We start from the raw sequence: 13,201 nt of genomic DNA, 5'->3' as shown, positions 1-13,201 counted from the left end.
TTTACTCCTCCAGTTGATCGAGCGTGTCGAGATAGCGCAGTCCTTTTTCCGCCAGGCGCGGACGCATCTGATAGATATCGAGGCCCAGCTCACCGGCCGCTAAACGCAGGCGTTTGCTCTCTTCCAGCTCTTCACGCTGACGCGCGTTGGCTGCCACGCTGGCAGCTTCATCGCGTGCCACCACCACCACGCCGTCATCATCGGCGACGATAACGTCACCTGGCCAGATCAGCTGCCCGGCACACACCAACGGCACATTTACCGAACCGAGCGTCTCTTTCACCGTGCCCTGTGCATACACTGCACGCGACCAGACGGCAAAGCCCATTTCGCGTAACGTGCGGCTATCGCGCACACCGACATCCGCCACCAGCCCGCGCACGCCGCGCGCCTGCAGCGAGGTCGCCAGCAGATCGCCGAAGAAGCCGTCGCTGCACGGCGAGGTTGGCGCGACCACCAGCACATCGCCCGGCTGGCAGAGCTCCACCGCGACGTGAAACATCCAGTTATCGCCGGGTGCGACCAGCACGGTGACCGCGCTGCCCGCGATGGCACAATCCTGCTGAATCGGGCGAAGGGCGGGATCGAGCAAACCTTTACGCCCCTGCGCTTCATGCACGGTGGCGACGCCAAAGCGCGCCAGTGCGTCGATATCCGCAGCTACCGCGCGCGGGATGTGGCGCACCGCGACGCCTTTTTTCGCGGTGATGCTCATGCCAGATTCTCCGTTACGCGCGGGAAGATGCTCTGATAACCTTCGCCATAAATGATCTCGCGGCTGGTGGTAATGCCGACGTTACGCTTGGCCTGCACACCGCGCTGCTGCGCTACGCGCGTGTAGTATTCCCACAGATGTTCCTGCCCGGCCATGCACTGAATCGCCTGATATTTTTTGTCCCACACCGAGGTGATATCCAGCAGCACATCCGGCTTCCAGTTGCACTGTTCAGGCTGGTGCGGTTCGAAGCAGTACACCGGCGGCGCACCGACGATTTTTTCGCCCGGACGGTAGCCTTCGGCCTGGGCGATAATGCGCGCCTCCTGCGCCAGATGCGTGGCCAGCGGGTGATCGTAGTTGTAGGGATCCTGCAAGGAATGGGTCAGAACAAAGTGCGGCTGCACCCGGCGATAAACGTCCGCGAGGCGGAACAGGGTTTCTTTATCGGCACGCAGCGGATAATCACCGAGATCAAAAAATTCGATGCTGGCACCGAGGATCTCGGCGGCGGCCTGCGCCTCGCTGCGGCGGGCGGCTTTGACTTTCGCCTCGCTCATCTCCCCCTTGCGCCACAGCTTGGCCGATTCGCCGCGCTCACCAAATGAGAGGCAGACAACGTGAACGTCATAGCCCTGCGCATGGTGCAGCGCGATGGCACCGCCGGCGCGCCAGACGAAATCTGCTGAGTGAGCGCTGACCACCAGCGCGGTTTTTTTTGGGGTGTTGTTAGTCATGGCATACTCCTCCGCTGTTTTTTCCATGCTGTCACTGCCCACCTGGCGGCGATAATTCATTTCATTGCAGCGGGTATGCGTTTTATTTATATTGCGACATCGAACGGTGGTGAAAACAGGCAGGGAAAGATGGCGGAAAAGGGCACGCAGGAGCTGACAAATCTGATGCAAATCAGGGCATTTAGTCAGGTGGTAGCACAAGGCAGTGTCTCACGGGCAGCGGATGAATTATTTCGCACCCAGTCGGCCATTACCCGCGCTATTCGCGAACTGGAACTCACCTTAGGCGTCACGCTATTTGAACGTCACGCCGGCGGCATGATGCTGACTGACTTCGGTAAATGTGTGCTGCCGCGTGCGCTGCGGGCGATTGAGGAACTGCATCAGGTACCGCAGCGGCTGGCTAAATTGCAGGGACGCGGTGCGCAGCGTAGCGATGCGGAACCGCTGTGGCTGTTTAACGTGCGTCGGCTGCAAATTTTTATCACGCTGTGCCAGACGCGGCATATGCAGACGGTAGCGGCACGTCTCGGACTGAGCCAGCCGGCGGTGAGCGCCGCGCTGCGCGTGCTGGAAAACGGCGCGGGCATCGCGCTGCTGGAGCGCACGCCGCACGGCATGATGCCTTCGCTGGCCGGACGTGAAATCGAAGCCAACGTGCGGCGTGCGCTGAATGAATTGCGGCACATTCCGGCCGATATTGCTGCCCGCAGCGGAATACTTGAGGGAACGGTGCGCGTGGGCGCATTGCCGCTGGGACGCACGCGTATCCTGCCGCAGGCGATCGTGATGCTGACGGCGCGCTATCCGGGCGTGCGCGTGGTCACCAGTGAAAGCGCCTTTGGCGTGCTGGCCTCGGAGATGCGCTCGGGCGATATCGATTTTATTTTTGGCGCGCTGCGCCGCGATGAAGATGCGCTGGACGTCACGCGCGAGACGCTGTTCTCCGAACGCATGGTGCTGCTGGCGCGTCACGATCATCCGCTGGTAGGACGTGAGCTCTCTACCGATGATCTGCGCGCGGCGCGTTGGGTGCTGCCGCGTTCGGCCACGCCAGCGCGTTATCTATTGAATAACAGTTTTCAGGCGATGGGCATTCCGGCACCCGATCCGGTGGTGGAAACCGGCGATCTGGCGTTGGTGCGCGGCTTGCTGATGCAGTCGGATATGCTGGCGGCGGTCTCCGCGCACCAGCTGGAAGTGGAACTGGCGTCCGGCGCGCTGGTGGCGTTGCCGGTGCCTTTGCCGGATACCGATCGCGCTATCGGGCTGACGGTGCGGGCGGGCTGTCTGCACTCACCGGCAGCGGATGCGCTGATCCGCTGCCTGCGAGAAGTGTGCGGGCAGGATGAGTAATCAGCCGACGCGCGCCGCTTCCATCAACGCATAGCGGTAACCGCGAATGCCGTAGCCGCAGATCACGCCTTGTGCGACGTCGGAGAGATAGGAGTGATGACGGAACGGCTCACGCTTGTGCACGTTGGTGATGTGCACTTCCCACAGCGGCAACCCCACGCCGGTGACCGCATCGCGGATCGCCACCGAGGTGTGCGTCCACGCCGCCGGGTTGATCACCAGCGCCTGCGCTTCGAGACGCGCCTGCTGAATCCACTCAATCATTTCCCCTTCGTAGTTGGTCTGGCGAAACTCAATCGCCACGCCCAGCTCTTCCGCCGTTGCGCGGCACAGCGCTTCCACGCTTTGCAGCGTGTCGGAACCGTAGGTTTCTGGCTCGCGGGTGCCCAGCAGATTGAGGTTCGGGCCGTTCAGTACATAGATGGTTTTCATCGTGACTCCTGTAATTCAGTAAAACCAAACAGCCGCTGTGGCGTGTGCCAAAGCACCTGACGGCGGCTCTTTTCATCGGGGATCAGCTGTTCGATCAGCAGTAGCTGCGTGCCCATATCCATGCGCTCACTGGCGCGCAGGAAGGGCCAGTCCGAACCCCACATGCAGTTTTCCGCGCCGAAAGCGTCCAGCAATGCCAGCAAATAGGGATGTCCATCGCTGAAGGGATAGGGCTGCCGGGAGAATTTCGCCAGCCCGGAGAGCTTGACGCTGGTGCGCTGCTGGCCGGCCATCGACAGCAGCGCCTGAAAGGCCGGTTGTGCTACGCCCGCGCTGACGTCTGGCCGACCGGAGTGATCGATCAGCAAACGCGTGCGGGTGCGTGACAGCAGCGGCATTAGTGCCAGTAGCTGATCGTTTTGCACCTGAATCTGGGCAAAGAGATCCAACTCCGCCAGCCTGCCCATCAGGGCATCAAGCTGGAGAAACGGCTCGGTGCCCAGCATCGCCACGTTAAGCGCAATGCCGACGATGCCTTGATCTTTCAGGCTGGCGAGCGTGTCGCTCTCCACGTCACGCGGCGTGACGGCAATGCCCTTGAAACGGCCCTCACCGCGCTTGATGGTATCCAGCAGGCAGCGGTTATCGGTGTTATATCCCGACGTCGGGCCGACAATCAGCGAGTGGCGGATGTTGTACGCTTGCATCACGGCACGATAGTAATCCGGCGTCGCCAGCTCGTGTCCGTCCGGGTTATAGGCGCTCTCGGGCGCCCAGGGAAAGTGTACTGGATCAAAAACGTGGTGATGGCAGTCGATGACCGGTTGCGTAAACATCAGTCTGCTTTCCCCGCCACCGAATAGAGCACCTGCTGATTGCGCGTCTGCTGGAACTGTTCCAGCGTTTCACCCCGCATCGCTGAGTAGATATGCAGGTTAGAGACACCCACCACCGCACCCAGTTTTTCCAGCAGGAAGAAGCTGACGCCGTAATGGATCATGCCGCGCCAGTCGAGCTGGGTAATCAGCGTTTGCTCTTCAGCGCTCAGTCCGGCTTCCTGATACAGCGCCTGCGGAGCTTCGCGGAATCGCTTACGCCATTCTGGCTGAATCATGCGGTGCAGGAAGCGGTTGATGCGCAGCGCTTTCAGGCTGCGCGCCTGGGTGAACGGATAGGTGCCGGGCAGTTTTTCCACGCCGCTGAGCTGCAGGTTGATCTTATCGCGCTGACGCTGGTGCACATCGACCGGCGCTTCGCGTGACTGATTTTCAAGGATCAGCGTGGCGATCCCGGTCATCGAAGGCAGATAGTAATCCTGATGCAGTTTCTCGACGTTGGCCGACAGCGCACCGCGCATGATCAGCCACATAATCACTTCCGCACCTTCCAGGCCGCCGAGCGTGGCGTATTCAGCCAGCGTTATTTCGGTCAGGCGCTCAGGATCGTTGATCAACAGATCGATAAACTGCGCATCCCATTCGGGATTGTTGAAGCCGCAGCGCTCGCCGTGTACCTGATGTGAAACGCCGCCGGTCGCGACCACCGCAACGTTCAGATCTTCCGGGAAACTCTCTACCGCGCGCTTCAGTGCCTGACCGAGTTTATAGCAGCGACGCGCCGTCGGGATCGGGAACTGCAACACGCCGACCGCCAGCGGAACCACCTGCATCGGCCAGCCGCCTTGCCACGGTGCCAGCGCCGACAGCGGCGAAAACAGGCCGTGATCCAGCGCTTTGTCCTGGAAGAATGACATATCGAACTCATCCGCCATCAGGCTGGCACCAATATGTTGTGACAGCGCCGCATGGCCTTTTACCGGCGGCAGATCGCGCGGGCCGCCGCCTTCATCCGCAACGGCATATTCGTCATCAATGCCCAGCACAAACGCCGAGTAGTGATCAAAAAAGAAGGAGGTGACGTGATCGTTAAACACATACAGCAGCACATCCGGTTTTTTCTCCTCCAGCCAGCGCTGCATCGGCGCAAAGCCATCGAAAATCGGGGCCCACGCGCCTTCCTGCTGCTTGTTGTGATCGACCGCAAAGCCAATGGTGGGAGTATGGGAAACCGCTAAACCGCCTATGATTTTAGCCATAATTTTTTGACCTCTACTTCATCGATTATTGAGGGTACGCGACAGGGACGGCAGGTCGTTAAGGTCGATGCCTTTAACCTGACGGGCCACCTGTGCAGGGTGATGTCGGGTGATGGAAAGTGCCGCCAAAACTGCCGGGAGCGACAAAACGATAAAAATGGCTGTTTGCCCAGGAAACACGCCGAGCAGCACGCCGCCCAGCGACGAGCTGATAATGGCGCCGCTGCGACCAATGCCGTGCATCCAGCACACGCCGGTGGCGCGCATTTCGGTGGGATAAAAGGCCGGGGAGAAGGCCTGCAATCCGGTTTGCGCACCGTTGATGCAGACGCCAGCGAAGAACACCAGCAGCGCCAGCACATTCGGGCCAAAGCTCCAGATGCCCTGCGACACCAGGCAGAAGCTGCCCAGCAGATAGAACAGGGCGATAACATATTTCGCTTTGAAACGGTCCATCAGCCCACCCACCATCAGGCCGCCAAAGGTGCCGCCCAGCTGGAATAAGCCCGCCACAATCGCCGCACGCTCCAGCGTTACGCCGCCAGAACGCAGGATGGTTGGCAGCCAGCCGTTAAGCAGGTAGATGACAAACAGCCCCATGAAGTAGGTGAGCCATAACACCACCGTGCCGCCTGCATAGCCGCGGCTGAACAGCTGCAGCACCTGCGCTTTTTTCGGGATGATTGGCGCATTGAGTACAAAGGCGGTGCCAGCGGAGAATTCGCCGCCCAGACGTTTGAGCACGGCGGCAATCTTGTCGCGACTGACTTTGCGCACCACCATATACATCGCCGATTCCGGCAGCAGCCACAGCAGCAGCGGCAACATCAGCAGCGGCAGCAAGCCCCCTAAACCCAACACCGCTTGCCAGCCAAAGTGTGGCAGCATGCCGGCGGCAATGAATCCGCCCAACCCGGAACCGATATTAAATCCGCTGTACATCACGGTGATCATCAGGCTGCGACGGCGTTCCGGCATATATTCCGACACCAGCGTGACGCAGTTGGGCATCACCGCACCGAGACCGAGACCGGTGAGAAAACGTAACACACCCATTTCCAGCGGCGTGCGCGCGAAGGCGCTCATCAGGCTGAAGCAGGCGAAGACGGCAATCGACAGCAGCAGCACGCGTTTGCGGCCAAATTTGTCGGACCATGGACCGGCAATCAGCGCGCCAATCGCCACGCCAAACATCGCGGCACCGAGAATCGGCCCCATTTCCGCATGGCTGATGCCCCAGTCTTCAATCAGCGCGGGCGCAATGAAACCCATCGCTGCCGCGTCGTAGCCATCAAACATGATGATGATGAAGCACAGGCTGAGGGTCAGCCACTGGTATCCGGTGATCGGGCGGGCGTCGATCCAGCCTTTTACATCGATAATGTCGTGATTGCTCATAGGATACGCTCTGATTTTTTTATTAATAACGTTATCGGGTTGAGATTTTTTTCTGCCCTGACATTGGCCGGGGGCATCACTTTAACCCGATTGCAGGGGGGTGAGTTTTATAGTTTTTAGCTGTTAAAACAGCTTGTTGCATGTTTTTATGTTCTTGCTTCCATAACCAAATTAGGGATGGCGTGCGAGTTTGTCTGCCATAAAATGGTTATGAAGGTATGAGTTTTGTTTATTTGGTGAGCTGTGTCGGAAAAATGAGAAAGCGTATCGAGGCTGAGGAATGGCGGGTATTGGGCACGGCAGAAGCGCTATTCAGAGCGGGCTGAAGAGCAGAATTTTGTCAGAGGGGAAAAAAGGGGGAAAGCAAGCGGAGAGCCGTTTGTGGCGCTCTCCGCCAGAGGTATTACATGCGTTCGACGGTTTTAATGCCCAGCGTATCCAGACCTTGCTTCAGCGTTTTCGCGGTTAACGCGGCCAGCTGCAGGCGGCTCTGACGAATGTTCTCGTCCTCGGCGGAGAGAATAGGGCAGTGTTCGTAGAAGCCAGAGAACTGGCCGGCCAGATCGTACAGATAAGCACACATCACATGTGGCGTACCGTCGCGCGCGACCTGCGTTATCACTTCTTCGAACTGCAGCAGACGCGTAGCCAACTGCGCTTCACGCTCTTCAGTCAGCACGATGTCACCGCTCAGGCTATCGGCATCAATGCCGGCTTTACGGAACACCGACAGCACGCGCGTGTAGGCATATTGCATGTAAGGCGCCGTGTTGCCTTCGAAGGCCAGCATGTTGTCCCAGTCGAAGATGTAATCGGTGGTGCGGCTTTTTGACAGGTCAGCGTATTTCACTGCGCCGATGCCGACCACTTCCGACAGATCTTTCAGCTCCTGCGCGGACATCTCTGGATTCTTTTCGCTGACCAACGCATGCGCGCGTTCAACCGCTTCATCCAGCAAATCGGCGAGACGAATAGTGCCGCCGCTGCGGGTTTTAAATGGACGACCATCTTTACCCAGCATCATGCCGAAGGCGTGATGCTCAAGCGGTACCGATTCCGGCACGTAACCGGCTTTACGCACGATGGTCCACGCCTGCTGCAGATGCTGGTGCTGACGGGAATCGATGTAATAGAGCACGCGATCGGCATGCAGGGTTTCGAAACGGTATTTGGCGCAGGCGATGTCGGTGGTGGTGTAGAGATAGCCGCCATCTTTCTTCTGAATGATCACGCCCATCGGTTCGCCTTCCTTGTTTTTGAACTCATCAAGGAAAACCACCGTGGCGCCTTCGCTGGTCACCGCCAGGCCTTTTTCGCGCAGATCGGCGACGATGCCCGGCAGCATGTCGTTGTACAGGCTTTCACCCATCACATCTTTGCGCGTCAGCGTCACGTTAAGGCGGTCATACACCTGCTGGTTCTGGCTCATGGTGATATCAACCAGCTTCTTCCACATGCTGCGGCAATATTCGTCGCCACCCTGCAGCTTCACCACGTAATTACGCGCGCGCTCGGCGAAGGCTTCGTCGGCATCGTAGGTCACTTTGGCTTCGCGGTAGAAAGCTTCCAGGTCAGCCAGTGCGATCTCTTCGTGATGTTCGTTCTGCTGCTTTTCCAGATAGGCAATCAGCATACCGAACTGCGTGCCCCAGTCGCCGACGTGGTTGGCGCGGATCACGTTATGGCCAAGGAACTCCAGCGTACGCACTGCGGCATCACCAATGATGGTGGAACGGACGTGACCGACGTGCATCTGCTTCGCTACGTTAGGCGCGGAGTAATCCACCACGACAGTTTGTGGCGCAACCGCACTCACGCCAAGACGCGGCAGCTGCAGCGCCTGCGCGGTTTGCGCCGCCAGCCATGCACGATCGAGGAAGATATTGATAAAGCCGGGACCGGCGATTTCGACTTTGCTGGCGATGCCGTTAAGATCCAGATGCTGGATCACCTGCTCAGCCAGTTGTCGCGGTGCCTGACCGAGCTTTTTCGCTACGGCCATCATGCCGTTTGCCTGGTAATCACCGAACTGTACCTTCGCAGACTGGCGAACCTGAGGTTCGCAATCGGCAGGCGCACCCGCCGCAATCATTGCCTGACTGACTTTGTCGGAAAGAAGAGCCTGAATATTCACCGCGTTACCTTCATATGCTGAAAAGGCCCGCCTGTAGGCGGCGAGCCGATGTCGTCATCCCGCAACTGCGCGGCGGGACGGAAAAATAAGAGGGGAAGTATACGTGAAATGTTAAAGTGAGTCAGCTATTCGGTATCTGATGACAGGCAACATCGGGCCCCCAGCGCCGATTAACGGCGCCGCGGGTGACGACGAGGATTTTTAACGCTTTTGTCTTCACGCACCTTCCAATGGCGGGAAATTGCAAATCCCATTAATGCAATCAGGACTGCGACAACAATGAGCATAGACATAAGGCCGTTCCTTGTAGTTGTGAAACCCAAATTTATAAGAAAGGGTTTCAAGCTGCAATTGTTTGCAATTTAAATAAGATTTATCTCATTGTATTAACTATCATCATTAAAAACATATATTTAGCCTACTTTCATAAAGTAACTGCTGGACCTGATTAGGTGATAAATCTGAAATGAATGGTCTATTTATGCGGTTTTTAGCCTTTTTGGCGCCTAAATCGGATGAATCCGACAATTTTGTCAAGCGGAATCAACGGTTAGCAAATTTCATATTGATTAGTAAACCTGAACTGAATTAGAGGTAAGGCATGATGCAGACCCACTTTCCTGTGGAATTGGATGATTTAAAACAAGACATGGCGCGTTTTGAGCAGTCGCTGATGAATTTTTCTGAACGTTTAGGCATTAACCTGGCTGAACATGAAGCCGATCACGTCGCGGTGCGCTGCCACCAGTTTGCAACGGCAGAACGCTGGAAATCTGGCTTATTGCAGATCGGCACACAGTTTTCCGAGGCAATGATCAATGGTCGCCCGATTTGCCTGTTCAAACTGCATCAGCCACTGAACCTGGCGGGCTGGCAAATTGATGTGATTGAACTGCCGTGGCCAGGCGAAAAGCTGTATCGCCACGAAGGGTGGGAACATGTAGAGATTGTACTGCGTGGAGAACCGGAAACGCTGGGCATGCGGGCGATGGCGCTGCTTTCTGATCATGCGCTGACACAGCCGGGCATCTCGTTTAAAACCAGCGCGCCCAAAGGCGAGAACGAGCGGTTGCCCAATCCGACGCTGGCGGTGACGGACGGGCAAACCACCATTAAGTTTCATCCATGGCGACTGGAAGAGATTGTCGCCAGTGAGCAGGCTTAACGCCGCGCCGCGACCGCTTTTTGCAAACGCGTGACCGCCTGTTCCAGCGTGGCGCGCGTACAGCCAAAGTTGAAGCGCACGAAATTATCATCGCCAAAATCGTGGCCCGGTGAAAAACCGAGGCCGTGCTGCTCGAAATACGCCATCGGATTGGCAACATCCAGTCTGCTGGCGTCGATCCACCCCAAATAGGTCGCTTCCGGCGCGGCCATCTGCAATTCTGGCAGTGCATTCACCTGCGCCACCAGCCAGTCGCGATTGGCGCGCAGATAATCCAGCTGCGCTGCCAGCCATGCATCGCCATCGCGCCACGCCGCTTCGGCTGCTACCAACGCCAGAATATCCACGCCAGGCACGATGCCTTCACGCACGCGTTTGAACCGCGCACGCAACTCCGGATTGGGAATGATCGCCAGCGACGCGCCCAATCCGGCAATATTGAAGGTTTTCGATGGCGACAGCAGCGTGATGCTGCGCTGTGCGGCATCTTCACTTAACGTAGCAAAGGGAATGTGCTGTGCGCCGGGTGACAGCAATAAATCGCAGTGGATTTCATCGGAGCAGACGATCAAATCATGCTGCTGCGCAAACGCCAGCTGCGCTTCCAGCTCGTCACGACGATAAACCGTGCCGCCCGGATTCTGCGGATTACACAGCATCAGCAGGCGTTCATTGCCCTGCATCGCGCTATTATCCAGATTCATCACCCAGCGATCGTCTTGTAAACGCAGCGGTAAATTTACCTGTGCGCGGTTGGCCAGCTTTGCTGCACCGCGAAACGGCGGATAGATCGGCGTCGGGGAAACGGTGGATTCGCCAAACTCCGTGAATGCGCGGACCGAAAGATTCAAACCGCACACCACGCCGGGCAATAACACAATCCAGTCCGGCTCAATCTGCCAGTTGTAGCGCTGCGCTAAACGCGAAAGGGTGATATCAATCAATCCGGTTGGCGTTGCGCCATAGCCAAAAACACCGTGCTCAGCGCGCTGTTTAATGGCCTCAATCACACTCGGCGGCGAACGAAAATCGCTGTCTGCGACCCAGAGCGGCAGCACATCGCGATCACCATATTTGTGCCATTTCAAACTATCGCTGTGACGACGGTCTATCCATTGATTAAAATCGAATGCCATAGTGCGAGTTCCACGTAAACTGTCCAATTAAGTAGACTAACGGAAGCATTCATCCCGAGCCAGAAGTCATGAGAAGGAGCATGGTATGACGAAACTGGAAATTTGTTGCTACGGCATCGACTGCGCAATGACTGCGCAGCTGTCCGGTGCCGATCGCGTGGAGCTGTGCAGTGCACCGCGCGAAGGTGGGTTGACGCCTTCAGCCGGCGTGCTGGAAGCGGCACGACGTGAAATTTCGATCCCGGTACATCCTATCGTCCGTCCGCGCGGCGGCGATTTTTGCTACACCCACTTTGAGTTTGAGTCGATGAAATCGGACGTTGCGCTAATGCGTGAACTCGGTTTTCCCGGCTTAGTGATTGGCATGCTGGATGAAGATGCGCATGTCGATATTGCTCGTATGCAGCAGATTATGAAGCTGTGTGATGGCATGGACGTCACCTTCCATCGCGCCTTTGATTTATGCCACAGCCCGAAACGCTCACTTGAGGTGCTGGCTGATTTAGGCATCGCGCGGATCCTGACGTCTGGTCAGCAGCAGAGTGCCGAAGCAGGAATTGCATTATTAAGGGAACTAAATGAACACAGCACAGGTCCAATTATTATGGCCGGTGCGGGCGTACGTTTGAGCAACATCCAGAAGTTCATCGACAGTGGATTGCAGGAAGTCCACAGCTCCGCCAGCCGTTTAGTCGCTTCGCCGATGCGCTACCGTAAAGCCGGTGTTTCCATGTGCTCCGAAGCGGAAACCGATGAATTCAGTCGCTATTGCGTTGATGGTGATGTGGTTGAAGCCATGAAAAGCATGACGCAGTTGAGCGCCGTCCGGGTAGCCTGACTTCCCCCCCTGATTTTGCCGCGCAGCACGCCAGCTCAAATGACGTGATGTTTGCAAGTACCAACCCCAGTTCTTCTAACTGGGGTTCTTTTTATCTGCAATTCCCGCGGAGATAGCGTGATCGCGTAAATGATGCTTTGATTACTCTATGGCTTCATACGGATAACCTTCATGAAATCCATCCCTTATACCTTTTTAATGCTGCTACTCCCGTACTGCGGCGTCGCGCTGGCGGTCAGCACCGCGTGTCCGCCGATGAGCAAAAACATCACCAGCAGCAACAACTGGATCATGCTGGGCGGCGATGCCAAAGGCGCGGTGCGTCAGGTGGTGGCAGGCGAATTTGGCAAAGATGTGAACTCGCAAAAGCGCGTACTCGGCCAGTTTGATCAGTGCGGCGATTTGATGGTGGCCGATATCTCCTACGACAAAAATGAAGGCAATGTTCTATTGACGATGGAACAGCATATCGCCCGCGTTCAACGCGGCTGGGTGGCGGAATATGCCTACATGGTTAAAGTGATCAAAGCTGGGCAAGAGGAAGTGGTCGACAACCGCCAGGGCACCATCAGCTGGCAAATCGGCCAGCATGGCAACATCATCAGCTCATCCGATAAATTCACCAGCATGGGCAAAGATGGCTTTACCGATACCACTTATCGCTATGACAAACAGTTCAGAGTGGAAAAAAGCGTGGCGCGCGGCAGCGATAATATGACCAACGGCGAAAGCAGCTGGCGCTGGAATCCACAAGGATTGGTAACCTTATCCACCAGCGCGCGCAGCAAAGATACTTATAGCTATGATAACCAGTGGCGGGAACTGCGTTTGAACAGCACCGCGACCACGCCAGTCAGCACGCTGCGCTCGGTGGATGAGTGTCAGCTGTGGGATGAAGTGGGCAACTGCACGCTCAGTTATCTGCATGAAACCGAAGTGTTCGCCAAAGGCACCATTGAACGCCATCTCAGCTCCGCTTATAAATACCAATACTGGAACGCACCCAACGAAACCGCCGCACAAGATTAAAGCAAAACGAACAAAACCCACAAAACCCACATAAAGGCTGGAAACAAGGGCCGCGAAGTAAAGCTTCCGCCGCATGGATGCGGCGGCAGAGTCCACAGGGATGTGTCCACGACGCCTTTACGCAGCGGCCCTTGTTTTCAGCCTGAAACGCACCGGAGCAATTGAG

The 13,201-nt window shown here is 57.0% G+C and carries 13 protein-coding genes; 4 read left to right on the top strand and 9 right to left on the bottom strand.

All coding sequences use genetic code 11. From position 1 onward, the window contains the following. Position 1 precedes the first annotated feature (1 nt). Together PO881_RS11065 and galB are read right to left on the bottom strand one after the other, a co-directional pair. Positions 2–715, bottom strand: coding sequence for a 4-carboxy-4-hydroxy-2-oxoadipate aldolase/oxaloacetate decarboxylase (locus tag PO881_RS11065; RefSeq protein WP_280171772.1), 714 nt, complete (start codon positions 713–715; stop codon positions 2–4). Further along, positions 712–1,452, bottom strand: a complete 741-nt coding sequence (galB, locus tag PO881_RS11060) for a 4-oxalmesaconate hydratase (protein ID WP_280171771.1) — start codon at positions 1,450–1,452, stop codon at positions 712–714. Before galB ends, PO881_RS11065 begins: the two co-directional genes overlap by 4 nt. 129 nt (positions 1,453–1,581) lie before the next feature. On the opposite strand from galB, the gene PO881_RS11055 reads away from it, so the two are divergent. Further along, positions 1,582–2,808 (top strand): LysR family transcriptional regulator, encoded by a 1,227-nt coding sequence (locus PO881_RS11055; protein ID WP_280171770.1) that lies wholly within the window; start codon positions 1,582–1,584, stop codon positions 2,806–2,808. Here PO881_RS11055 and aroQ read toward each other — a convergent pair whose 3' ends face one another. The 6 genes from aroQ to PO881_RS11025 form a co-directional block, all read right to left on the bottom strand. After that, positions 2,809–3,240 (bottom strand): type II 3-dehydroquinate dehydratase, encoded by a 432-nt coding sequence (gene aroQ, locus PO881_RS11050; RefSeq protein WP_280171769.1) that lies wholly within the window; start codon positions 3,238–3,240, stop codon positions 2,809–2,811. Next, positions 3,237–4,076 carry an amidohydrolase family protein gene (locus tag PO881_RS11045; RefSeq protein ID WP_280171768.1) on the bottom strand — a complete coding sequence of 280 codons (840 nt, stop codon included), beginning with the start codon at positions 4,074–4,076 and terminating at the stop codon, positions 3,237–3,239. The genes aroQ and PO881_RS11045 overlap by 4 nt, the downstream gene beginning before the upstream one ends. After that, positions 4,076–5,335 (bottom strand): gallate dioxygenase, encoded by a 1,260-nt coding sequence (locus PO881_RS11040; protein ID WP_192411680.1) that lies wholly within the window; start codon positions 5,333–5,335, stop codon positions 4,076–4,078. The genes PO881_RS11045 and PO881_RS11040 overlap by 1 nt, the downstream gene beginning before the upstream one ends. Positions 5,336–5,353: 18 nt before the next feature. After that, complete coding sequence (locus tag PO881_RS11035) at positions 5,354–6,733, bottom strand: aromatic acid/H+ symport family MFS transporter (protein ID WP_110866319.1); 1,380 nt, start codon at positions 6,731–6,733, stop codon at positions 5,354–5,356. Between the two features lie 403 nt (positions 6,734–7,136). Continuing rightward, the gene (gene argS, locus PO881_RS11030; RefSeq protein WP_101764148.1) at positions 7,137–8,867 is read right to left on the bottom strand and encodes an arginine--tRNA ligase; all 1,731 of its coding nucleotides are present in this window, start codon (positions 8,865–8,867) and stop codon (positions 7,137–7,139) included. A 170-nt stretch (positions 8,868–9,037) separates the two neighbouring features. Further along, positions 9,038–9,160: a hypothetical protein gene (locus PO881_RS11025; RefSeq protein WP_007889544.1), complete on the bottom strand. Its 123-nt coding sequence runs from the start codon at positions 9,158–9,160 to the stop codon at positions 9,038–9,040. Positions 9,161–9,471: 311 nt separating this feature from the next. On the opposite strand from PO881_RS11025, the gene PO881_RS11020 reads away from it, so the two are divergent. After that, the gene (locus PO881_RS11020) at positions 9,472–10,032 is read left to right on the top strand and encodes a VOC family protein (protein WP_192411966.1); all 561 of its coding nucleotides are present in this window, start codon (positions 9,472–9,474) and stop codon (positions 10,030–10,032) included. Here PO881_RS11020 and PO881_RS11015 read toward each other — a convergent pair. Next, the gene (locus PO881_RS11015; protein ID WP_192411681.1) at positions 10,029–11,168 is read right to left on the bottom strand and encodes a PatB family C-S lyase; all 1,140 of its coding nucleotides are present in this window, start codon (positions 11,166–11,168) and stop codon (positions 10,029–10,031) included. The genes PO881_RS11020 and PO881_RS11015 overlap by 4 nt on opposite strands. A gap of 85 nt (positions 11,169–11,253) precedes the next feature. Here PO881_RS11015 and cutC point away from each other — a divergent pair, with 85 nt between their 5' ends. Continuing rightward, complete coding sequence (cutC, locus tag PO881_RS11010; RefSeq protein WP_101764150.1) at positions 11,254–12,006, top strand: copper homeostasis protein CutC; 753 nt, start codon at positions 11,254–11,256, stop codon at positions 12,004–12,006. Between the two features lie 198 nt (positions 12,007–12,204). Continuing rightward, positions 12,205–13,035 carry a hypothetical protein gene (locus PO881_RS11005; RefSeq protein ID WP_280172892.1) on the top strand — a complete coding sequence of 277 codons (831 nt, stop codon included), beginning with the start codon at positions 12,205–12,207 and terminating at the stop codon, positions 13,033–13,035. The last annotated feature ends 166 nt before the right edge of the window (positions 13,036–13,201 follow it).

This window comes from Pantoea sp. SS70 (genome assembly GCF_029866845.1).
Classification (GTDB): domain Bacteria; phylum Pseudomonadota; class Gammaproteobacteria; order Enterobacterales; family Enterobacteriaceae; genus Pantoea; species Pantoea leporis.
This window is presented reverse-complemented; position numbering and strand designations above follow the sequence as displayed.